Here is a 22,988-nt window from a genome sequence, read left to right as displayed (position 1 = left end):
ATGATAATATTATGCTACGCTTTTTTTGTTGCTTTAGCGGCATCATCGGTTTCTTTTTCACCCTGGGCTTCCTTGGCTCCCGCCGGATTAGTACCGTGTAATGATTTGATATAGTTTGCTACATCGGAGATTTGTTTAGGCGATAATTGTTTCTCCCAGGTTGGCATCCCCTTAGCCTGTACGCCGTATTTGATGGTCTTAAATACATCACTAATCTTGCCGCCATGCAGCCAGTAATCATCAGTAAGATTAGGGCCAACAACTCCCTGGGCATGATCGCCATGGCAAGGCACACAATTTTGCTTAAATATCACCTGTCCCGCCGCTACCACTCCCGGTTCGGCGTCTAACTTCACGGTATTCTCGTCAACGCGGTTGGCAGCTTTGCTTAAATAAGCCTTCTTAGAAATGTCAGCCTGCGCCATTTCGGTATTATACTCTTCATACTGCAATTGCCCGAAATGAAAGACGTGATAGTTCAGAATGTACCCAACGGCGAAAATGATAGTGGCGTAAAATAGGTATGAAAACCAGGCAGGTATCGGGTTATCCAATTCCTGGATGCCATCGTAATCATGTGCTATAAGCAGTTCTTTTTCCTCGGCAAGCGGCCTCAATGAAAGCAGCTTGTTCCAAACCTCAGCCTTTGGTTTCTTAACCTTTTTAACAGGAGCCATTTCAGCAGCTATCTGCTCTTCAGTATAACCCTGAGATTTGAGGACAACCCTTGCAAGCACCTTAAAGGTTTTGAGCAGCACCAGCATAGCTACAACAAATAACAACAGCATACCTATTATTATCCAGTAAGCTATCTCATTTTGCAGATCATCCGGGATCAGGTTATCGGCAACCGCCATGCCGGGCTGTATCAATAATATAAACGGTATTAAAAACAATATTCGGTGGTATTTCATAGCTGATAAGGATTAAATGATTCACCAATACCATCTTCCAATGGCAGGTCGCTCATATGGTCGATATGTTGTTTCCTGAGGCGGATAAGCAACACAGATACTACAATAAAAAATACCAGGAATATGGCTAATGAAAACAGCAGGTACACCTGGGTACCGTTAACGCTTTCTGTAAATTGTTTAAACATGGCTATTTTATTTATTGGCTGTTTTGTTGGCTTTAATATCGGTACCGAGGCGTTGCAGATAGGCAATGATGGCTATCACCTCTTTATCATTCTTGATTTTGATATGATCGGTATAAAGGTTGGCCGCAATTTCTTTGGCCTGTTTATCCAGATCGCTGTTGGCTATCCTTTCATAACCCGGTGCATATGGAACGCCAAGTTTACGCATGGCATTTATTTTAGCTATGGTTGTGGTGGTATCAAGCGTTTGGGTTAAAAGCCAGTCGTAATTTGGCATGATACTTCCTGGCGACATTAATCGAGGGTCCATCAGGTGGTTATAGTGCCAGGCGTTGCCATACTTCCCTCCTTCGCGCGCCAAATCTGGGCCTGTACGTTTTGAACCCCATAAAAATGGATGGTCATATACAAACTCGCCGGCTTTGCTATATTCACCATAACGCTCCGTTTCAGACCGGAAAGGCCTCACCGTTTGAGAGTGGCAGTTTGAGCAACCTTCCCTTATATAAATGTCCCTCCCCTGTAGCTCAAGCGGTGTGTAAGGTTTAACAGCAGCAATAGTTGGGATATTTGATGAAATGGTAAGCGTTGGCATCAGCTCAACAAATGTGCCTATCAATATCACTATCAAAGCGGCTATCATCAGCTGTATAGGTTTGCGCTCGAGCGTACGGTGCCAGGTGCCATCTTTGGCAGCTTTTGGCAGCGGAGCCAGTGGCAGGGCCTGTGCAGCTTCGTTGGCTACCAGTTTGCCCTGCATTGCAGTACGTACCAGGTTATATGCCATTACAATTACACCAAGCAGGTAAAAGGTACCACCTACAGAGCGCATTACGTGCATAGGGATAATGCGCAATGTACTTTCAAGGAAGTTTGGATATTTCAGGATACCGTCGGGTGTAAATTCCTTAAGCATTAAGCCTTGTGTAAAGCCTGCCCAATACATTGGTACCGCATAAAACAAGATACCCAAAGTGCCTATCCAAAAGTGAAACGAAGCCATTTTTTTGGAGTAAAGCTCAGTTTTGTAAATGCGGGGTATCAGCCAGTACAGTATAGCGAAGGTTAAGAAACCATTCCAACCTAAAGCGCCAACGTGTACGTGAGCAATAATCCAGTCGGTAAAGTGCCCAATGGCGTTAACTTGTTTTAGAGAAAGCATCGGTCCTTCAAAAGTTGCCATACCATAAGCGGTAAGCCCAACCACCATAAACTTCAGGATAACATCATCACGAACCTTGTCCCAGGCGCCACGCAGTGTTAGCAAACCATTAATCATACCTCCCCAGCTTGGTGCTATCAGCATAATAGAAAATGCTATACCTAAAGACTGCGCCCAGCCTGGCAATGTTGTATATAACAGGTGGTGCGGGCCAGCCCAGATATAAATGAATATCAGCGCCCAAAAGTGTAGAATACTCAGTTTGTATGAATAGATTGGCCTGTTAGCCATTTTGGGCAAAAAGTAATACATCATACCCAAATAAGGCGTGGTAAGGAAAAACGCAACCGCATTATGGCCGTACCACCATTGCACAAGGGCATCCTGTACACCGGCATAAACCATATAACTTTTAAAAGCAGACACCGGCAACTCAAATGAGTTTACAATGTGTAATACCGCAATGGTAACGAAGGTGGCTATGTAAAACCAGATGGCTACATACAAATGTCTTTCCCGACGTTTAAATATGGTACCAAACATATTGATACCGAACACCACCCATATTATCGTAATGGCAATATCGATAGGCCATTCCAGCTCTGCATATTCATGGGATGTGGTTAAGCCAAGCGGTAAAGTGATCACCGCCGAAACAATGATCAACTGCCAGCCCCAAAAATGAATGCTGCTCAGCAAATCGCTGAACATCCTGGCCTTAAGCAGGCGCTGCAATGAATAATACACACCCATAAAAATGGCGTTACCCACAAAGGCAAATATCACGGCGTTGGTGTGGAGCGGCCGGATGCGGCCAAAGGTGGTATACTGGTTGCCCATGTTCATCCCCGGGCTATACAATTGTATAGCTGCGATGAGGCCCACGGTCATCCCAATTATCCCCCAGATCACGGTGGCTATGCCAAAATTCCGCACGATCTTGTTGTCATAGTAAAATTTTTCGGGCTGCATAAAGTGTTTTTATTATGGTGTAAAACTATTGCCTTGGCTTAAGCGGCAGAATGATGGAGATTGGCGTAAAAGATGACAGATATCACTTTTCGGGGTCGGCATCCTCCGAATCATCCAACAGGATGCGGACAGACGGTGTATACAGATCTTCGTTTTGACCTGATCTTTGTGCCCAGAAAAAAGCAATAAGGAAAATAAGTGCAAGTACTACACTGCACCCAATCAGAAAATAAATGACACTCATGATAGTTTCCTTTTTTTGGCTGCGAAATGTGTGGCCAGGCTGGTGAACGAAATAATGGTTACCGTACTTACCGGCATCAGAATAGCCGCAAATAAGGGCGAAAGCTTGCCCGTAACGGCATAACTTAAACCAATAAAATTATAGGTAAGGGAGATCAGAAAAGATGCATGAATGATCCTTACCGTATCTCTCGAAAACTGTAAAAATGCTGGTAGTCTGCCAAACGACCGGCCATCCATAATGGCATCGCTGCCGGGCGAGAAGTTGTTTACGTTATCTGTAACAGCTATGCCCAGGTCACTTTGTTTAAGCGCACCCGCATCGTTCAATCCATCGCCTATCATCATCACCTTAGCGCCCTGTTGTTGCAGTTTGCTAATAAAATCAAGCTTATCCTGGGGCGACTGGTTAAAAAACAAATGATCAGGAGTTTTAAAAAAACGGATCAGCTCAAAGCGTTCATGATCCTGGTCGCCCGATAAAAGGTATAACTTATAGTCCTGCTCCAGACTGCTTATATTTTTCAGTCCGTCGCGGTATTGATGGGCAAAGGCAAAGTATCCCCGGTAATTACCATCTACCGAAACATGAACTTTGGTACCCGCCGAAGTGTCCCTACTATACCCTGCAACATGCTGTTCGCTCCCGATACACACCTCGTACCCGTTCACCGAAGCCGTGATCCCGCGGCCTGCTGCTTCCGTGAGTTCTTTTACCGGCAAACGTTTGTAGCTGCCGAGGTACCTGCAGATCATCCTGCTTAGCGGGTGATTAGAATGCATACAAACATTGTAAACCAGTTCCCGGTCTATTTCGCTTAATTGTGCGTTCAGTTGAACATGATCATTATCGCTGGTAGTAATGGTACCCGTTTTATCCATCACAATGGTATCAATAGCAGCCATTTGTTCAACAACGGCGGTATTTTTCAGGTAGAAAAGGTTCCGGTCAAAAATGCTTAACGCCGCCGACATCGTGAACGGCGTACTCAATGCCAGCGCACATGGACAAGCCACTATCAGCACCGCTGTAAAAGCGGCTATGCCCCGGTTGATATCCGTTGGCAACCAAAACAGCAAAGAAGCAAAGGCTATGATCAATAAAACCACAGTAAAATACCTGCTCACCTTTTGGTTAAAGGTTTGTACACGGTTATCCTGCTTACGGTTAAATGCCTCGTTATTCCATAGCTGGGTAAGGTAGCTTTGCGATACCGGCTTTACCACCTCCAGCTCAATAGCCTCACCTGTTTGGCGGCCGCCTGCATAAATGATCTCGCCCAGGGTTTTGTTTACCGGTACTGCTTCGCCGGTAACAAAGCTAAAATCTATCAATGCATGCCCCTTCAATAATATGGCATCTGCCGGGATGATCTCATTATTGCGGATCAGGATCCGGTACCCGGTATGCAGATCCGAAAGCGGAATGGGCTTTTCATTTTCATCAACAATAATGTTTACAGCTACAGGAAAAAATGAACGGTAATCACGCTCGAACGAGATATGATGATAGGTTTTCTTTTGCACAAACTGGCCTAACAATAAAAAGAAAACCAATCCGCAAAGTGTATCGGCAAAACCCGCCCCGGTATGGGTAGCTACTTCAAAAACGGTACGTACAAAAAGCACAGCGATGCCCAGGGCCAACGGAAAATCGATATTTAACGATTTACGACGCAGATTTTGCCATGCTGAAATAAAATATTCCCGGCCGCTGTAAAAAACAACCGGCAAACTGAACAACACATTTAAACAGCCAAAAAACTGCCTGAATGATTGCTCGTACGTTGATATACCGAAGTATTCGGGGAAGCTTAACAGCATTACGTTACCAAAACAAAACCCGGCAACGGCTATTTTCTGAACAAGGTGATCTTTAGTAGCAGCGTTTTGTTCTTTGATAACATCCTGTAAGCTGATCAGCGGTTCGTAGCCGATATCATATAACAACTCAACCAATTGCTGCAGGCTTAAACGGTGATGGTCAAAGCGGATATTCAGTTGTTTCTTCAAAAAATCAACGCGGCAATAGTGTACAGCAGGATTAATTTTATTGAGCTTTTCCAGCAGCCACAAACACGAGCTGCAATGGATATGCGGTATATAGAATGTAACCATGGTTATATGCTCATCGGTATAATCGATAAGCTGGTTTACTATGGATGGTTCGGACAGGTAATCGAAACGCCTGTCTATACGTGCCCGGGTAGCGCCGGGGTGGTCATTATAAGTGTAATAATTGCAAAGCTGGCTTTCTGACAGCAGCTGGTAAACGCTCTTGCAGCCGTGGCAACAAAAATATTTATCCTCAAGTGTGTAATTTTCGGTTAAACAGTCGTCACCGCAATGGTAACAGCTTATTTTCTCAATGGTTGGGCTTCCTGTCATGCTGTATATGCTTTCAGCTTCAAAACTGCCCTATAAATGCCGGATAAATAATGACGAGCAATTGTCCAAAATGTGATATCCGTCAGTTTTTGAAGCTAACACCCTCCATAGTTTTGACAGCAGGAACACAGGTTCCGTCAAAACAAAAAATCTGCATGAGCCATACATTTCATATCCCGGTATTAGGATTAGGATATTCTGTTGATACCCCATTAAAAGTAGCACGTTACGGTATCTCGTCGGTTATCTCGATAGTAGATGACGAATTAATTGAAAGGATGCGGGAGTATCACACATTAAATAGTGATAAAACATTTATTCCGATATCTAAATCGGCTCCTGATGCGCGCGCAAACCGCATCAAAGCATACCTTAACCTTGTTCATGAGTTAGTAAATCAACAATTTGAGCAACTGAGCAATCAGCTGTTTGAGCCCGGTACTGACATTACGCGTTACTTTGAGCTTTTGCCTGATTCATCGCAGCTTAAACAAGGCTATGAATTGATGCTGGAATATCCGGATGGGGAACGGAAGCAGATTTTTCAAAATATCCTTCGCAAAAAAATGACTGTTGGCGCTATCGACGTTAATATCATGTCGAAAGTGGATAAGATGAATTTTGATGCTGATGGTAATTACCTTGGCGATGAAAATACTGATGCGTTAGCGGCCTTACGTGGCTTTGTTAATAGTTCACTCCATTCCTCAATTATCTTATCGGCCGGGATGAACCCCAGGCTTTACAGTTACCTGGAGACTTTCGATGAGTTTTTACCGGATAAGGAAGGAAATTTCCCCAAGCGGATCATCCTCAAGGTAAGCGATTTTCGTTCGGCATTTATACAGGCTAAATTTTTGGCCAAAAAAGGGTTATGGGTATCTGAGTTCAGAGTTGAATCGGGCTTGAACTGTGGTGGGCATGCTTTCGCCACCGAGGGCTTTTTACTTGGGCCGATATTGGAAGAGTTTAAACAGAAACGAGCGGAAATGACTGCCGAACTTTTTGAATTATATAATGCCGCATTAAATCAAAAAGGGATTAATAACGCCATTGTGCCTCAACAACGACTGAGCGTTCAGGGCGGCATAGGCACAGCTGAAGAAAATAACTTTTTGATGGAGCATTACCGGCTGGATGCCACCGGCTGGGGAAGCCCGTTTTTACTGGTTCCGGAAACCACTAATGTAGATGAACAGACCCTAATGCAGCTTGCTAATTCATCTATAGCCGATTTTTATGTTAGCAATGCCTCGCCGTTAGGTATTCTGTTCAATAATTTCAGGCCCAATAGCATGGAGCAATTAAGATTGAAACGTATTCAAATGAACCGCCCCGGCAGCCCTTGTACCAAGAAATACCTGGTTACCAACACCGAATTCACTGAACAACCTATATGTACTGCTTCAAGAGAGTATCAAAACTTAAAGATCAAACAATTGCAATCGCTTAACCTGCCCGAAGATGAATTGCGGCAGCAGGTTGATTCGGTTACCGAAAAGATTTGCCTTTGCGAAGGTTTATGTACATCGGCTTATACTAAATATGAGATCCTGAAATCAAAAGAAGCATCCGCGGTTGCTGTATGCCCCGGCCCTAACCTTGCTTACTTTAACAGGCTTTATACACTGGATGAAATGGTAAAACATATTTATGGCAAGCTGAACCTGCTGGAGAAAGTACAACGCCCGAACATGTTCATCAAGGAGCTTGAACTCTATATCGATTACCTGCAAACCGACGTTAAAACACATCTAATAAATATTACAGATAAGAAAAAGAAACAACTGGATAAGTTCAAAGCCCAGTTGTATGAAGGCATCGGTTATTACAAACAGTTGTTCCACCTATCAGCAACTGCGTTAACCTTTAATATGAATTTGCTTAACGAGCTAAGTAACTTTGAAGATAAATTAAATAACTTATTGACGTACTGATTTTTATCACAGTAAAAGAATTGAAAAATCAGCCTTTAGCTACGACTTTTGCCTGCATGTATTTAGGCTTCCATTCGCTCAAATGCTCCTGAAAGCTTTATAAACCGGAGTAAACACTTTGGCATGCCGCCCGGTGTTTACTCCGGTTTTCTTGCGTTATATATTGGAATATTCGCTTTTCCAGCTAACTATTTCTTTGTTGTACAAAGCCTTATTAGCCAAATGGACACATATAGCTGTCCGGGCCCCTGTATAGATATTGGAATCCGGTAACTTGCCTGAACGTACTTTTTCATAAAAATCATTCAGGGCATACCAGGTGCCATCTTTGGTGGACTCAGGTAAAATTGGCGTGCCGCCTTCTTTATTCCAGGTAATCCGGGTAGCCCCGGTAACGCCATCAACCAGACCTTTTTCCTTTAACAATTGTTTTTCGGGATAAAACATACCCTGATCGGTTAGCAGGGATACAGTTCCCTGCGTGCCTTTAATCTTAAACAAAAATCCATCCCGCGCATTACCACATGTTGCACCAAAATTACCTATCATGCCCTGCTCAGGATATCGCAGCATAACCTGTACGTTATCGTAAGTTTCGCGCCCATCCTTAAAAACATCAATACCACCTGTTGCCTGAAAATCTGACGGATTGGTATCAAATGCCCAATTGATAAAATCAATCTGGTGCGATAACAGCTCGGCCATCAGGCCACCTGAATATTCCTTGTACATCCGCCAGTTAATTTGCCTTTCCAGGGATGGATCAGGCACCGGCCTGCGCCAATTGCCGTTGCGGTCCCAACGGCAATCAATCTGGGTTATTTTGCCCAGGTAGCCCTTATTGATCATCTCTTTCACCCTGTAATACAGCGGCGAATAACGATACTGGTGCCCTATTTGTACTGTTTGCTTTGGCTTGCTTTTTGCCAGTTTTACCAGTTCCAGCGCCTGTTCAATATTAAAGGTCATCGTTTTTTCGAGATACAGGTGCTTGCCTGCATTGAGCGTATCTACAGCTATTGCATAGTGCATATTAAGTGGCACCGCGACCAGTACTGCGTCGACTGAACTATCGTCTAACAGACGACGGTAATCAGTATAGGATTTATAAGGTTTATCTTTACTTAGTTTTTGTGCCTCGGACAAGCGAAAATCCAAAACATCGCAAATGGCAACTATCTTAAATTTATCAGGCGATTGGTTCATTACCTGCATCACTCCCTTTCCTCTGTCTCCGCATCCAATAACACCAATTTTTATTACGTCTGTAGCGTCGACTTTAGCAAGGCCTATATTACTAAGTAATACCCCTCCTGCTATCAGTCCGGTATTTGCAACAAAAGATCTTCTATTCATTTTTTAGTTTCATATGGCTTTTAAACCCGGAAGTTACGGTATCGGCAACCATTCCGCCGGGCTTTTTGTAAATAATGTATGCCCCAATATCTGTTCTATTATTCAAAAAACGAAGTGTTTTTTTTAATCCCATGGCAATAAAGCCGTTATCATAACCATCGGCTGTAATACCATCTGTTGCCCAAACAGTTACGCTGATCATCTCATTTTGGGTTGGATAACCGGTTTTAGGGTCCATGATATGGGAGATTTGCTTGCCGCCAGCCTCCAAATGTTTACGGTAATTACCCGATGTGGTTACCGCGCCATTCCCCGGTTCTATAATTCTGCGTAAGGGGCCGGGGTTTATATCATTCCCGTCAATAGCTTCAATACCTATTTTAAACTGCTCGCCACCAGGTTTACTCCCCTTTATACGCAGCTCGCCGCCTATTTCCGCTACATAATTGTAAACATGGTGCAGTTCGCACAAATTGCCAAGCAAATCGGCCGCATAGCCCTGGCCAATGCCGTTAAGATCTATCTGTACGCCCGGCGTTTTCTTATGTAAAAAATTTCCTTTCAACCAGATTTTATCACTACCCACATCTTTAAGTATGTTTTTTACTTCTGCATCATTCGGGAAACTTTTCGGCTTCTTTACGCCAAAACCCCAGGCATCAACCAGGGGTTTTACGGTAACATCAACAACGCCGCTTGTAGTACGGTTTATCTCTAAAGCTTTTTTTACCAGTAGCTTAAAATGGCTATCAATGACTATACCTTTTGCCGACTGGTTAAATTTGCAGATTAACGACTCCGGCTTATATAAGGATACAGATTGATCCAACTGCGACAGTAAGCTATCGGTTTGTTTTTGCGTGATTATGCTGTCGGCAGCATAATAGGTAACCTGGTAAGTTGTTCCCTGGGCGTAACCTTCGATGTGAAATTTATTAAGATGTTCCTGCCCGAAAGCTGATATCTCTCCTGTTATCAGAAAGCACATTATGGCCATAGCGGCAAACCATGCTTTCTTAATATTTAAATACTTTACCATTTACAATAACCTCTTGTCTATTTTCATCAAACATAGCTTTTCCGCCTGTATGTACGGCAGCATTGGTCATAATGTTTGCGATAGAGTGATGATAACCTGCTTCAACGGGTGCATTAGGCTCATTGCGGCTACGGATGCACTCGAGCCAGTTACGCATATGGTTTGAGCTCAATATGTCGGCACCGGTATTTGCCGATGCCGCCGCCGCCGAAGGCGGTGCAAGCTTTACCTCTGGCAGCAAATTAGGCTGCATATGCATGGCGGAAGCAGCCCTGGCAGTTAGGCCGCCCTGTGGCGATATGGTATTGGTGATAAGGTTTAGCTCACCGCCGTTTGAGTAGTAAATCTCTGCCGGCTTTTCTTCGCCGTTGTGCATGCGCGATGTAAATACCACCTGGAAGCCTTTGCTCATATCATCTAACGGACCGTAGTCAAATACTGCGGTGGTAGTATCCCAATTGCGGCGACCGTCTTTCCACTGATAAATGCCGCCGTTTGCGGTTACGCTGCGTGGATGTGGCAAGCCCGTAAACCAATGTACCGTATCAATCTGGTGGCTCATCCATTGGCCGGGCATTCCGGATGAGTACGGCCAAAACAAACGATATTCCAAATAAATCCTTGGATTAAATGCTTCATATGGGCGGTTGAGCAGGAAACGTTTCCAATCGGTGTCTTCTTCTTTTAACTTAGCTACCAGATCGGGCCTGCGCCAGCGTCCCGGCTGGTTCACGTTCCAGCTTAATTCAACCATGGTAATATCGCCAAACTTGCCTTGTTTAATAAACTCGGCAGCGGCCTGGTAATTTTGTCCGCTGCGGCGCTGCGAACCTATCTGCAGGAGCTGCTTTGATCCCCTCACAGCTTTCAGTGCGGCCCGGGCATCGTCCATAGTTTCGGCAAATGGCTTTTCGCAATACACGTCCTTTTTATGCCCCACAGCTTCAATAGCATGTGATGCATGTGCAAAATCGGGCGAGCTGATGATCACTGCGTCGAGATCCTTTAGCGCATACAGTTCATCATTATTTCTGCAGGCGGTAATATCATGCCCGATTTTGTTTTTAATATGATCTGTACCTAATCCACGACGGTAGTTCCACAAATCAGACAAGGCAACGATATCAAAATTCAGTTCTTTGTTATGGTTTAAAAAGCAGGGAAACAGCGTGTCTTTAAATCTATCTGAAAAGCCTACCACTCCTACACGTACCCTGTCATTTGCGCCAATAATATTGGCATAGCTTTTTGCCGACATACCCAGCGTACCCACGTAAGTACCGGCTGCTGCAATAGCTGTTTTTTTTATAAACTCTCTTCTCGAATTATCCATCACAATCTTAATTAAGCTCTTTTATTTTGATGTTTCGGTATGATACCGTGTTCCCGTGGTCTTGCAACAAGATATGCCCTTTTGGTGCCTGCCCGAAATTGCTCCATATTTTGTATTTGCTGATGGCTACCAGGTCTTTAAACTCCTTCGATCCGCGTACATACGATATTACCTTAACACCATTGAGCCAATGCTCTACGCGGTTATCAGGGTAAACCCTTATCTCGCCACTGTTCCACTCTCCAATTGGTTTAATAATTGAAGCTGGCTTATTTGAAGGGATCAGGTCATACAGTGATGCCAGTTTACGGTCGCCATCTTTACCCAGTTTTGCATCGGGATGCAGGTCATCGTCCAATACCTGGTATTCAAGGCCAATGCCTGATTTTTCGGTTTTTTCCTGTTCGGTAACAAAATATTTTACACCGCTGTTAGCGCCAGGGGTTAGTTTAAAATCAAACTTTAATATAAAAGCCGAATATTCTTTATTGGTAACAATATCACCACCTGATCCTTCTTCTTTTCCATTGGATGCGTGTACGGTTAATATACCGTCTTTCATTTCCCAACCCTTGTCAGGAAAATGATCTTTAAATATGGCGCGCCAGCCTGCATCATCCTTGCCATTCCAAAGCAGCTTATATCCTTCTTTTTTCTCGGCTGCACTAAGGGTATTTACTTTAGATTGTGATTTTTCTGAATTATTGGCTTGTGCATAAACTTGTGTACCTGCAAAAAGCAATGCTAAAGCACTAATGATCAATTTGTTTTTTTTCATGGATTTCAATGTTGCAATTATATTTTATGTTATTGGGGCACTGAATGGTAAATTGTACAGTTAACCTGTTAATTATTGTTTTACGCCGGTCAGTTCTTTAATTAAATCAGTTTCTTCTTTCTTGTAAGGACTTCCGTCGGCTTTAAAAATTTCGTGAAACCATAGTTCGGGTTCACCACCATCTGGCATTGGTTTGCTCCATGCATATTTAGTGTTGGTTTTTCCATCTACAAATCCCCAGTTTATAGCCGCTACATTTTGTTTTTTCAGGATCGGCAACGTATTTATAAACGTACTGTTACGGGGCCTGGCCATGTATTCGGTACAAACCAAAGGTTTGCCAAAAAGCTTAAGCAGTTCTATCGTGCGTAAATGTTGTTCGGGGCTATCATAGCAATGATATGATATTACATCAGAGTTGGCTAACTGAAACCTGTTAAGCTCGCTGAATTTTTCGCTCCAGTTCCAAAGTCCTGCTGTAACAGGCTGATCGGGATTTACTGCCCTTGCCCAGGTAAATATTTGTGCAAGCAACGGCATGCTGGTACCCACTTTACCACTGTTTCCCGGCTCATTATAAAGATCCCAAAGCAGGATGCGCTTATCATGCGAAAAGGTTTTTAATACGTCTTTCACGTAGATTTCCAATGCCGGATAGCCTGCGGTTTCTTTGTAAGCAGGGTCACCGGGGTCCTGCATCCAGCCTGAGTTGTGGATGCCTAACTTTTTTTCGGGCTGTTTGCCTATCTGGGGTACTTTATTCCAGCAATCGTCAAAAAAAACAAATAACGGCCTGATGTGGTGTTTGTTAGCAATGGCCAGGAATTGATTAACCCGTGATTTAAAACCTGTCGGGTCGGCTTTGTAGGCCAGGCTGTGTAAAAACACCCGCATGGTGTTCATGCCAATACCTTCTGCCCATCCAAGTTCTTTATCTATTGTGCCCGCGTCAAAAGTATCGGCCTGCCACATTTCCAGTTGGTTTATTGCACTTGCCGGTATATAATCGGCACCTACCAGCCAGGGCTGTTGTTTATACCATGCATTAGCCTTTTCGGCCGACCATACTTTGCCGGGGGCGATAGCTTTGCTTTGAGAAAAGGTGGTGGTTGTTAAAGTTACCCCTGCAATAATTAAGGTAAGTATTTTTAATTTCATAAAAGTTTGCTGTGTACTGCAAATACAATTGACTGTATAGCTATAAAAAGAATTTGCCGTACGATTTATTATTGGATTTATTTTGAACCAAAGTAAACCAATGGCACTTATAAAATCTGTTCAACTTTTTGTCGATTTGTCTCAAACTGAAAAAGGTTGAGCGTTTTAATTTGAAGTTACCTGCTGCATCTTGCGGGCATATCTTTTACCCAATTTTTCGGCAGATTTACTATCAAAATGCAGTGTATCGCCCTTATGTACTAACCCGGCCGATGATACAACTCCTGTAAAAGGCACCAGCGCAGGCAGTTTTTTCAATTCTGCGTTTATTGTTGCATTTTCCTTGTAAAACCGACCAAGTTCACCTGCTACAAATGGCAGGTTTGCATTTCCGGTTACTTGCCTTACACGCTCAATGAGCGCTTCAAGGTTTTTTAAATAATTGGCTGCAAGCTCAGGCCGGCTGTCGGATTCTCCCTGATGCCATACCACACCTTTAATAACACCGGTTTTCATAGCATAAATAATCTTTTTCACCGCGTCGTCCCATGGATATGTTTTAGTAGGCGGGTCAAAAGCACCCGGAACCCAATGTTCTATAGGCGATCCACCGATTGCGCAGGGCACCAGGCCAATGGTGATTTTTGAACTTCTTTTTGCCAATGTCATTCCAAATGATAAGCCAGGGCCTACCCCATCAACGGCCGGTTTTTCAGAATGCAGGGGATGATGTGCAATTACCCATTCAAGGTTTTTATTTAGCACCATAACACGGTTATGATGTTCGGCAGTGTATTGCTGTGTGACCGGCCCTCTTCCAGCCATATTTGATTGACCCATCAGCAAATAGATGTGAAAATTAGAATCGACCCTGGCAACCTGGGCGTAAACTAAACGGGGAGCCCATAACATAAGGCCCAACAAGGCTATCGAAAAAAGATGATTGACACGCATTTGATTGATTTACTAAAACATTTTCACGAGCCAGGTTACTGCAAAATCAGGAAATAGAGACAGCCTGCGTGCGATTTACACGCAAGCTGCCTTCTGAAATTTTCGCTTGGTAAATTAATTAATAACCTGGGTTTTGCGTAAGCGTACCCGTATTGTTACGTTCAATTTCCGATTGTGGGATTGGCCACAGATTGTATGTTTGCAGGGCATCGCTGTAATATGGGTTAAATCGTTTAACCCTGTCATACCACAATCCTAACCTCATCAGGGTAAGCCGCCTTTTTTCCTCATATCCTAATTCGCGCAGCCGCTCATCCAGGATGTAATCGATATTAACATTTGACGGATCGACAGGTTTGGCATTTGACCGGGCCCTCACCGTGTTGATATCCGCAGCGGCAGCTGTAGGGTTATTAAGGTTAAGGTAAGCTTCGGCCCTTATAAAATAGGTTTCTGCCAGTCTGAACATATATTGATCAAGGTAGGTGCCGCCGGCTGTAGCCTTGAGCAAACCGTTAGATGAGTTACTGATGAGATTTGAAGGGTGAGCACCCGGCGTAGTACATTTGGCCTCGTAAGCATAAAACTGCCTTGAAGGAACTGTAATACCTGCTATAGGAGCCTGGGTAGAGATAACTTTTTTATAATAAGGAGAGGCAGGATTGGTAGCAGTAAAATTCCTGACAAAGTTGATGTTGGCATTACGGATGTCGTTATCAAAGTCACTCGCCCAGATTTCATCGCTAAAATGTTTAGTGGAGATTGCCCAGCCAATTCCCCTGCCGCCAGTCAAATCATCAACCGGCCATAAAAAGGGATTGGGAGTTACACCGGTAATAAGGGATAAGTTAGGCCCTGCGTTACGTTCAAGCAGGTAGTTGCCGGCCATCGCAGTTGATACTGAAGACCCGCCTGGTACATCGGTTTCAAGCTGTATCACCCACAGCCCCTCAAAGTTTCCGCCGGTAGTACGGTTTTGATTATTAGGTTGAAAAAGGTCCCAATATACATTCCCTGTAGTAACATTGGCCTTTGAGCCAAACCTTGCGGTCATCAAATGCACATTTGCATCAGTGATCACTTTGGTAGCTGCATCAACCGCGTTTTGGTATTGCCCAGCAGCAAGGTATACCTCGGCCAATAAATGCCCTGCGGCCTGGCTGTTAATTTCGCCGTCTAAAACTTTATTGATCGATGGCAGATTGGTAACCGCAAACTTAAGGTCATCAATACATTGCGCATAAACTTCGGCTTTGGTTGCCCGTGTAAAATCAGTTTTGGCGCTCGTTACCTCCTGCGTAATTAAAGGCACCCCACCGTATAAATATGCTAACGTACGGTAAGCAAATGCCCGAAAAAACTTTGCTTTCGCGGTAACAAGTGTTTTTTGGTCATCTGTCATGACTGAATTTGGCGCACGGCTGATAATAGCATTGGCCTCAGAGATAATTTTATAAAAAGCCGACCAATGAGCTGTTGGAATACTACCGGTAGGTGCATAAGCTGATGCCATAGGTGTGTGCCGGGCTGTTGCCGGCTGGCCGTCATAAACTATATCGCAGCCAAACATATAATCAAAGGGGGTGCTTTCATCGCGGGTGTAAAACTCTAAACGAGTTACACGATAAATATCATTAGCTGCAATGGTAAAATCGGCATAAGTTTGATAGGCATTTGAGCCACTCAGAAAATCCAACGGTTTCTCATCCAGGAATGATTTTTTACACGAGAAAATGGTTGTGAGAATAAATAATAAACTGGTTGAATAAAATATCTTCTTCATAATAGTTGGATTAAAGCGTCAGATTAAGTCCGAATGAATAGGTTTTTAGCAACGGACGGCCGTTAATGGTTAGTCCGCCATTGGCTATTTCAGGATCCCATCCCTGCCATTTAGTCCAGGTATGGAGATTTTTACCGCTGGCAAAAACAGTTAAATTTTGTATGCCGATTCGCTTGGTGAAACTGTTGTTGATTTTGTAAGAGAGGGTTACATCCTGTAACCTTACAAAACTACGGCTGAAGTATTGGGTTGGGGCAATTGTAGGCGAGTTGATATACATTGGATACTTGCCATTGGGATTGCCTGGGTTCCAGAAATCAATACCGCTCATAGAGTTCCAGCGTACCGAATTGTCCGTTAGTTGTTGTGAAGGCGAATTGCTGCCGAGGTAGCCATTGCTGCCCCCCTGAACTGAGTTAATGAAGGCACTAAGGCTTAAATTTTTATACGTAAAAGTATTAAGAACACTAAAACGATACGCTGGATCGGCGCTACCTAATATGGTGCGATCATCAGTATTGATTTTTCCGTCACCGTTATTATCCACAATGCGTAAGTTGCCCGTATAATAGCCCGATGGCGGAGTTTCGCCGACCTGATAAATGCCATTAGTACGGTAGCCGTAAACCGCATTAATGGACTGACCAATAAACAGGTTACTGGAAACCAGATCGCCGGTACCCAGCAAGCTCATTATTTTATTAACGTTTTTTGAAAATGCAAAGGTCGTGTTCCAGCCAAAATCCTTTCTGGCAATGTTTTTTGAAGATAGTGATATCTCCACCCCCTTATTGGATATTTCGCCTACGTTGGTATTAATGGCGGTGAATCCGGTGATTGTTGGTATTTGCACACTGAACAAAAGGTCTTTTGTATGCCGGTCATAATAATCTAAACTGCCCGAAAGACGTCCTTTGAACAATGAAAAATCAAGACCAAAGTTTAGTTCAAAGGTGCGTTCCCATTTCAGGTTCGGGTTAGCCAAAGTAGATACGTATTGACCATATTGTGTGGTTCCGCCGTCACCAAATACATAAGCTGTTTGGGTCGAGACCTGGTCGAGCGAATAATAGCGGGCAGTTTGATTACCGCTAACGCCGTATGAAGCACGGAGTTTTCCATTATCCAGCCACGGCAGGTGTACAAATGGCTCGTCAGAAAATACCCAACCCAAAGAAGCCGATGGAAAAGTAGCATATTTGTTGTTAGCCGCAAACCCAGAATAACCATCGCGTCTTACGGTAGCCGTTAGCAAATACCTGCCATTATAGGCGTAATTGATACGCGCCATCTGGTAATTAAGCTGTTCGGACCATGCGTTTGATGTGGCAAATTCATTGGTTCCCTGCCCTAAATTATTATATCCCAGGGTAAGGCCCGTAAACCCGTTGGCCGACGCACCGGTATAATCATCCTTACGCTCAACAGCACCATAAAGTAATGTGGCGGTAATGCTGTGCTTTTTGAAACTTTTGTTGTAAGTTAAAATATTATCCAGGGTATAGTCATAATACTGCTCATTGTTTTTATAAGCCGACCCTGTTAAACCCGCGCCATATTGACTGGCAAAATAATGCTCGTCGCTGCGTGCGTTATTGCCAAAGTTGAGCCTGTAGCTTAACCCCTTAAGAAATGGAAAATCAATTTGAGCGAAAAGATTGGCGAAAAGATAATTATGACGCTCAAAATCGCTCACGTTGGATGCCAAGAATGGATTGGTTTGGTTTGTAGCCATCGGATATGGATTTAAGCTACCGTCGGCATTGTAGGGTGTATTTAACGGGCCCATCTGAAACAGATCCGTCAGTGAGGGCTCTGCTCCATCGTTATTAACAAATGAGCCAAACGCCTGTACCCCTAATTTTAACCAACTCTTTGGTTGAATTTCCAGATTGGTACGCAGATTTTTACGCTTAAAAAGGTCGTAAATAATATAACCGGCCTGGTTGGTGTACGCAGCCGATATAAGATAATTCACTTTTTCGCCCCCGCCGGATACGCTTACCTGATTGTCATTGATAAAACCAGTTTTGGTTCCGGCTTTATACCAGTTAAAATCTGTCGGCACCAAATTATTATTGGCGTCACGTTGAGTGTGGTCAACATACAGGGCCAGGTTAAAACTCGGATCGGGCGTAGTATAGTCAGGTGCCAGAAAAGCTTTGGTGTAATACAGGTTTCTTACGTGCTCAAGGTATTCGTCACGCTCCATGGGGTGAGTATTGCCTGCAGGCGTTTCTGTAGCGTACGATGTTGAGATATTAATGCGCGGTTTACTATTATTTGCACCCTTACGGCTGGTGATGAGTATAACACCGTTAGCTGCCTGAGCACCGTATACCGCAGTAGAACTGGCATCTTTTAATATATCTATCGATGCAATATCATCCGGATTAATTGAGCTAAGGGAATTATTATATTGAACCCCATCCAGGATAATCAAAACGTTCTTATTTCCACTGATGGTATTTTGCCCGCGGATGGTGATGGTTGGCGTTGAACCTGATGTGGTTACCGGGCCTACGTTTAGCCCCGGTACTGTTCCCTGTAAATTTTGTGCAACGTTGGTATTAGGTGCGTCCCGGAAAGCGTTTAGATTTGCACTGGCTACAGCTCCGGTAACGTACTGCCTTTTCTGCGTGCCGTAACCAACTACTACTACTTCGTTAAGGCTACTTTGACTTGCCTTTAAAGCGATGTTGATCACCTTGTCGTTTCCAACAGGCTTTTCCTGTTGTTCAAAGCCAAGAAATGAAAACGCAAGCACGGCTTCGGCATTGGGAGCGTTTATGGTATACATACCATTTGCATTTGTTACCGTTGCAATGGTTGTTCCTTTAACTTTTATGGTGACACCGGGCAACGGCTCCCCCGTTTTTTCATCTACCACTTTTCCTGTAATGCTAATAGCATTGCCCATTAGTTCAGGAGTCAATTTTCTTTTAAGTACAGCATGAGCATTAGCGGAGTTTGCTAATGCAATGCCTGTTAGTGAGAATAAAATAAATAACGGCAAAAACGTTATTCTGATAATTTTCACGAGTAAATGTTTATAATTCATATTTGGAAATTGGTTTATTATTGGATTGATAACTCAATTAAAAAGCACGATTGCGCGACGGCAAAGGATATTTGAAAAGTATTCCGGGCTTTTGTATTGAGGGTTGATAATTAAAATATTACCGGCCGATTGTATTTTTCAAAAGTCTGTTTTCTTCATATGCTATTGCGGTTTAGTAGATTAATAGGTTGTTAGTTTTCACGCAGTTGTTCCCTGGGCTAAATTGCCGGGAGTGTTATTCATAAAATATTGATGTATGCTGCAAAATCCTCACAGACGCGTTGACGACGAAAAAAATTGCAGGATGTTTTTTATTATTTGGGTTTATTGAGGGTCAAAATAAACGAATGGGATTCGCAAATTCTGTTCAACTTTTTGTCGATTTGTCTCAAATTACAAATCATTAGTCTTAGTAGATATGTATAACAAATTGACTGTCAGTTCATAATGAAGACATAGGCTTTTACCTCCTATCTCAGGGCTTCGTCAACGCCTGCTATACCCATGCCGTTTATCTATATTTGGTTCAACTAATTATGCGCCTACTCAGTTATATCGTTTTGGTAAGCCTGCTGTTACAATTCGCAGCTTTACCTTGCAATGCGCAATATTATTTTAAGCACTATCAGGCTGATGAAGGATTGGTACATAATTCGGTTACATCTATTATTCAAGACAACAAGGGCTTAATATGGATTGGTACCCGCGGAGGACTGAACCGTTTTGATGGTTATAGTTTTATAACTTATAAAAACAAAAAAAGCAGGTTTGGTAATATTGGAAACAATATTATTACCGCTATTGCCGAAGATAAAAAAGGCATATTATGGATTGGTACAGGTAAAGGTATTTATCAGTACGATCCCCGTAATGAAGTTTTCACCCCTCTTGAAATTGCCCCGCAAAATTACATCAGCCATGTTTTGGTTGACAGGGAAAATAATGTATGGTTCCTGGCTAATTTTAACCTGTACAAATACAATCAGCAGGAAAAGAGTATTGACAATCTAAAAATCAAGGCATCATGTTTAACCATCGATGGCAAGGCTAACTTATGGATGGGGAATGACGATGGGCTGATTAGTATCTATACCCCTACCCTAAAGCTGATCAGTAAAGTGCGAATAGTTGATGAGCATATTCCGGCCAATCTGCGGTCTATCAGTAAAATATATCCTGTCAACGAAAACGAAGTATTAATAGGCTGCTTTAAACAGGGGCTGAAAAGCTATAACATCAAAACAGGTTTAATCAGGACATTACGATTAATTGATAACAATAATGTCGAAACATATGTGCGTGACATTACCGCCGGCAACGGTAAAGAATACTGGATAGCCACCGAATCAGGCATCTTTATTTATGACTTAACCAAAAACACAAGTCAGCATTTGCAAAAAAGAATTGGCGATCCTTTTTCACTTGCCGATAATGCTGTATACACCATATGTAAGGATAAACAGGGCGGCATATGGGCAGGCACCTTTTTTGGCGGAGTAAATTACTACTCACCTGAAAATGCACGGTTTGAAAAATATTACCCGTTGCAAGGGGCAAATTCTATCTCGGGTGATGCTGTACGGGAAATCGTTTCCGATAACAAAGGAAATTTATGGATAGGTACCGAAGATGCCGGCATCAACAAGCTTAACTTAAAAACAGGGAAATTTACAGTTTATACCGCTTCCGGAAAATCCGGGGATGTATCTTATCCAAACATACATGGTTTACTGGCATTAGATAACCAGTTGTTCATCGGCCCATTTTATCATGGTATGGAGGTCATGGATATGCGCACCGGCTTAGTGACGGACAGGTTTAAACTTGTTGGCGACAAAAATGATAAGGTGAGTGATTTTGTACTTTGCATCTATCTTACCAAAGACAGTACTTTACTCATCGGCACCGCCTATCATGGCTCCGGCCTGTTTACCTACGATAGGAAAAGCAAAATATTTAACCGCGTTAAACAAATACCATACAATTCATATGTGTTTGATATCAAAGAAGATACGCAAGGGAATGTTTGGACCGGCAGTGTATCTCAGGGAGCCTTTTATTATAATCCTAAAACCGGCCAGCACGGCAATATCCGCTTTGGGGATAAGGTTAAAAACAAATTTATCAATGAATTTGCCGTGCATAATATATTGGAAGACAGCAACCATTGCTTATGGTTTGCTACAGACGGCGGCGGATTGATAAAATTGTACCCTGATCATAAAACCATAAAAAAGTATACTACCGAAAACGGCCTGCCCAGCAACGTGATATTAAGTATACTGGAAGATAGTGCGAAACACTTATGGGTGAGTTCGCTTAAAGGATTAATATGCCTTGATTTACGCTCGGGACAGTGTAAAACCTATACACAGTCAAATGGGCTTATAACAGATCAGTTCAACTATAATTCGGCATATAAAGACGCTGCCGGCAAAATGTATTTCGGATCGGTAAAGGGAATGATTGCTTTCAATCCGGCTCAATTTGACAGGAAAGATCCATGCCCGCCAACTTACATTACCGGCTTTCAGATCAACAATAAAGAGATAGTGCCGAATGAAGAAGATAGCCCGCTTTCTAAATCCATTTTATTTACGGATACTATTATACTACGGCACTATCAAAATAACTTCAGTATTGAGTTTGCAGCACTTAATTATTCCTCTCCAAAGGTTACAAGGTATAAATACTTAATGAAGGGCCTGGACAAAAACTGGACATATCTTAACAGCAACAGAAATGCATATTTTACAGACCTCGCTCCGGGTGATTATACATTTATTGTACAGGCCGAAAGTAATGTTGGCAGTTGGAAGGGTAATCAACGCCGGATATATATTAAAATTTTACCACCTTTCTGGAAAAGCTACACCGCATATTTTATTTACCTGTGCATATTAGCTATTAGCCTTTATTTGTCAATCCGTTATTATCACAGGTACCTGGAGCGAAAAAATCAGAACAAGCTACAGCTATTTGAACATGAAAAAAAGAAAGAGATTTACGAAGCAAAAATTGAGTTTTTTACAAACATAGCCCATGAGATACAAACTCCGTTAACACTGATTGTGGGCCCTATCGAGTGGTTGATAAAAAAAACGGAGGAGCAGCCCGGCATCAAAAAGAGTTTGCTGATGGTTGATAAAAATGCAAAACGCCTGGCCGAGCTTACAGACCAGCTGCTTGATTTCCGAAAAGCAGAAATGCACCAGTTTGGGTTAAATTTTGTTAATGCCGATATCATAAATTTATTGGAAGAACAAATTTTAGCCTTTGAGCAGGAAGCGCGAAAAAGCAATATTAGCTTAAGCCTTGAATTACCCCAAAATCATGTGGAGGCCTTTGTTGACAGAGAGGCCTTGGTTAAGATTTGCGGTAACCTCCTATCCAATGCTATTAAATATGCCGCAACAAAAGCTATTGTATCTGTTGCAGAATTCAACGTCACCGATGAAGTATTTACCATCAGGTTTAGTAACGACGGTAAAGGTATCCCTGATGAATTTAGTGAACGGATTTTTGAACCCTTTTTCAGGCTGCGGGGTGACGATAAACCGGGCACAGGTATTGGCCTGTCACTGGCCAGGTCTTTAACTAATTTACATAATGGGGCGTTAAAAATAATTTCGGGCAGCGCTAATATGACCATTTTTGAATTAACATTACCGGTGCACCAGGAAATTGAATTTAATTTGGGAAGCTGGAAAAAAATAGAATAA

15 protein-coding genes are annotated in these 22,988 nt (G+C 42.9%); 2 read left to right on the top strand and 13 right to left on the bottom strand.

Going from position 1 to position 22,988, the window contains the following annotated elements:
• Positions 1–14: 14 nt before the first annotated feature.
• From BMX50_RS01620 to BMX50_RS01600, 5 genes are all read right to left on the bottom strand, one after another.
• On the bottom strand, positions 15–914 hold the full coding sequence (locus BMX50_RS01620) for a cbb3-type cytochrome c oxidase N-terminal domain-containing protein (RefSeq protein ID WP_091206733.1): 900 nt from the start codon (positions 912–914) through the stop codon (positions 15–17).
• Entirely contained in the window at positions 911–1,102 is a 192-nt protein-coding gene (locus BMX50_RS01615; protein WP_091206730.1) for a hypothetical protein, read from the bottom strand. Before BMX50_RS01615 ends, BMX50_RS01620 begins: the two co-directional genes overlap by 4 nt.
• A gap of 7 nt (positions 1,103–1,109) precedes the next feature.
• Positions 1,110–3,236 carry a cytochrome-c oxidase, cbb3-type subunit I gene (gene ccoN, locus BMX50_RS01610; protein WP_091206728.1) on the bottom strand — a complete coding sequence of 709 codons (2,127 nt, stop codon included), beginning with the start codon at positions 3,234–3,236 and terminating at the stop codon, positions 1,110–1,112.
• 82 nt (positions 3,237–3,318) lie between these two features.
• A complete protein-coding gene (ccoS, locus tag BMX50_RS01605) occupies positions 3,319–3,480 on the bottom strand; it encodes a cbb3-type cytochrome oxidase assembly protein CcoS (protein ID WP_091206725.1) in 162 nt (53 codons plus the stop codon).
• Positions 3,477–5,867 (bottom strand): heavy metal translocating P-type ATPase, encoded by a 2,391-nt coding sequence (locus BMX50_RS01600; protein ID WP_091206721.1) that lies wholly within the window; start codon positions 5,865–5,867, stop codon positions 3,477–3,479. The genes ccoS and BMX50_RS01600 overlap by 4 nt, the downstream gene beginning before the upstream one ends.
• A 155-nt stretch (positions 5,868–6,022) precedes the next feature.
• Between BMX50_RS01600 and BMX50_RS01595 the strand changes: the two genes are divergently transcribed.
• Positions 6,023–7,804, top strand: a complete 1,782-nt coding sequence (locus tag BMX50_RS01595; protein WP_091208539.1) for a hypothetical protein — start codon at positions 6,023–6,025, stop codon at positions 7,802–7,804.
• Between the two features lie 156 nt (positions 7,805–7,960).
• On the opposite strand, the gene BMX50_RS01590 is transcribed toward BMX50_RS01595, so the two are convergent.
• The 8 genes from BMX50_RS01590 to BMX50_RS01555 all read right to left on the bottom strand — a co-directional run bounded on the left by BMX50_RS01590 (position 7,961) and on the right by BMX50_RS01555 (position 19,245).
• Positions 7,961–9,160: a Gfo/Idh/MocA family protein gene (locus tag BMX50_RS01590; protein WP_091206719.1), complete on the bottom strand. Its 1,200-nt coding sequence runs from the start codon at positions 9,158–9,160 to the stop codon at positions 7,961–7,963.
• Entirely contained in the window at positions 9,153–10,199 is a 1,047-nt protein-coding gene (locus BMX50_RS01585) for an FAD:protein FMN transferase (RefSeq protein ID WP_091206716.1), read from the bottom strand. The genes BMX50_RS01590 and BMX50_RS01585 overlap by 8 nt, the downstream gene beginning before the upstream one ends.
• Positions 10,177–11,532: a Gfo/Idh/MocA family protein gene (locus BMX50_RS01580; protein WP_091206714.1), complete on the bottom strand. Its 1,356-nt coding sequence runs from the start codon at positions 11,530–11,532 to the stop codon at positions 10,177–10,179. The genes BMX50_RS01585 and BMX50_RS01580 overlap by 23 nt, the downstream gene beginning before the upstream one ends.
• Positions 11,533–11,539: 7 nt before the next feature.
• Complete coding sequence (locus tag BMX50_RS01575; protein WP_091206711.1) at positions 11,540–12,310, bottom strand: 3-keto-disaccharide hydrolase; 771 nt, start codon at positions 12,308–12,310, stop codon at positions 11,540–11,542.
• Between the two features lie 72 nt (positions 12,311–12,382).
• Positions 12,383–13,468, bottom strand: coding sequence for a glycoside hydrolase 5 family protein (locus tag BMX50_RS01570; protein ID WP_208864620.1), 1,086 nt, complete (start codon positions 13,466–13,468; stop codon positions 12,383–12,385).
• 165 nt (positions 13,469–13,633) lie between these two features.
• A complete protein-coding gene (locus BMX50_RS01565) occupies positions 13,634–14,422 on the bottom strand; it encodes a sialate O-acetylesterase (protein ID WP_091206708.1) in 789 nt (262 codons plus the stop codon).
• 118 nt (positions 14,423–14,540) lie between these two features.
• Positions 14,541–16,205: a RagB/SusD family nutrient uptake outer membrane protein gene (locus BMX50_RS01560; RefSeq protein WP_091206705.1), complete on the bottom strand. Its 1,665-nt coding sequence runs from the start codon at positions 16,203–16,205 to the stop codon at positions 14,541–14,543.
• A 10-nt stretch (positions 16,206–16,215) separates the two neighbouring features.
• Positions 16,216–19,245, bottom strand: a complete 3,030-nt coding sequence (locus BMX50_RS01555; protein WP_208864619.1) for a SusC/RagA family TonB-linked outer membrane protein — start codon at positions 19,243–19,245, stop codon at positions 16,216–16,218.
• Between the two features lie 557 nt (positions 19,246–19,802).
• Here BMX50_RS01555 and BMX50_RS01550 point away from each other — a divergent pair.
• A complete protein-coding gene (locus tag BMX50_RS01550; protein WP_091206702.1) occupies positions 19,803–22,988 on the top strand; it encodes a ligand-binding sensor domain-containing protein in 3,186 nt (1,061 codons plus the stop codon).

It is taken from the genome of Mucilaginibacter gossypiicola (assembly GCF_900110105.1).
Lineage (GTDB): Bacteria > Bacteroidota > Bacteroidia > Sphingobacteriales > Sphingobacteriaceae > Mucilaginibacter > Mucilaginibacter gossypiicola.
Note: the sequence above shows the minus strand (reverse complement) of the source record. Positions and strands in the feature narration are given on the sequence as shown.

Bases quoted from the DNA above. Each gene is read 5' to 3' on its own strand.
- BMX50_RS01620 (WP_091206733.1), bottom strand. From the start codon at position 914: ATGAAATACCACCGAATATTGTTTTTAATACCGTTTATATTATTGATA.
- BMX50_RS01615 (WP_091206730.1), bottom strand. From the start codon at position 1,102: ATGTTTAAACAATTTACAGAAAGCGTTAACGGTACCCAGGTGTACCTG.
- ccoN (WP_091206728.1), bottom strand. From the start codon at position 3,236: ATGCAGCCCGAAAAATTTTACTATGACAACAAGATCGTGCGGAATTTT.
- ccoS (WP_091206725.1), bottom strand. From the start codon at position 3,480: ATGAGTGTCATTTATTTTCTGATTGGGTGCAGTGTAGTACTTGCACTT.
- BMX50_RS01600 (WP_091206721.1), bottom strand. From the start codon at position 5,867: ATGACAGGAAGCCCAACCATTGAGAAAATAAGCTGTTACCATTGCGGT.
- BMX50_RS01595 (WP_091208539.1), top strand. From the start codon at position 6,023: ATGAGCCATACATTTCATATCCCGGTATTAGGATTAGGATATTCTGTT.
- BMX50_RS01590 (WP_091206719.1), bottom strand. From the start codon at position 9,160: ATGAATAGAAGATCTTTTGTTGCAAATACCGGACTGATAGCAGGAGGG.
- BMX50_RS01585 (WP_091206716.1), bottom strand. From the start codon at position 10,199: ATGGTAAAGTATTTAAATATTAAGAAAGCATGGTTTGCCGCTATGGCC.
- BMX50_RS01580 (WP_091206714.1), bottom strand. From the start codon at position 11,532: ATGGATAATTCGAGAAGAGAGTTTATAAAAAAAACAGCTATTGCAGCA.
- BMX50_RS01575 (WP_091206711.1), bottom strand. From the start codon at position 12,310: ATGAAAAAAAACAAATTGATCATTAGTGCTTTAGCATTGCTTTTTGCA.
- BMX50_RS01570 (WP_208864620.1), bottom strand. From the start codon at position 13,468: ATGAAATTAAAAATACTTACCTTAATTATTGCAGGGGTAACTTTAACA.
- BMX50_RS01565 (WP_091206708.1), bottom strand. From the start codon at position 14,422: ATGCGTGTCAATCATCTTTTTTCGATAGCCTTGTTGGGCCTTATGTTA.
- BMX50_RS01560 (WP_091206705.1), bottom strand. From the start codon at position 16,205: ATGAAGAAGATATTTTATTCAACCAGTTTATTATTTATTCTCACAACC.
- BMX50_RS01550 (WP_091206702.1), top strand. From the start codon at position 19,803: ATGCGCCTACTCAGTTATATCGTTTTGGTAAGCCTGCTGTTACAATTC.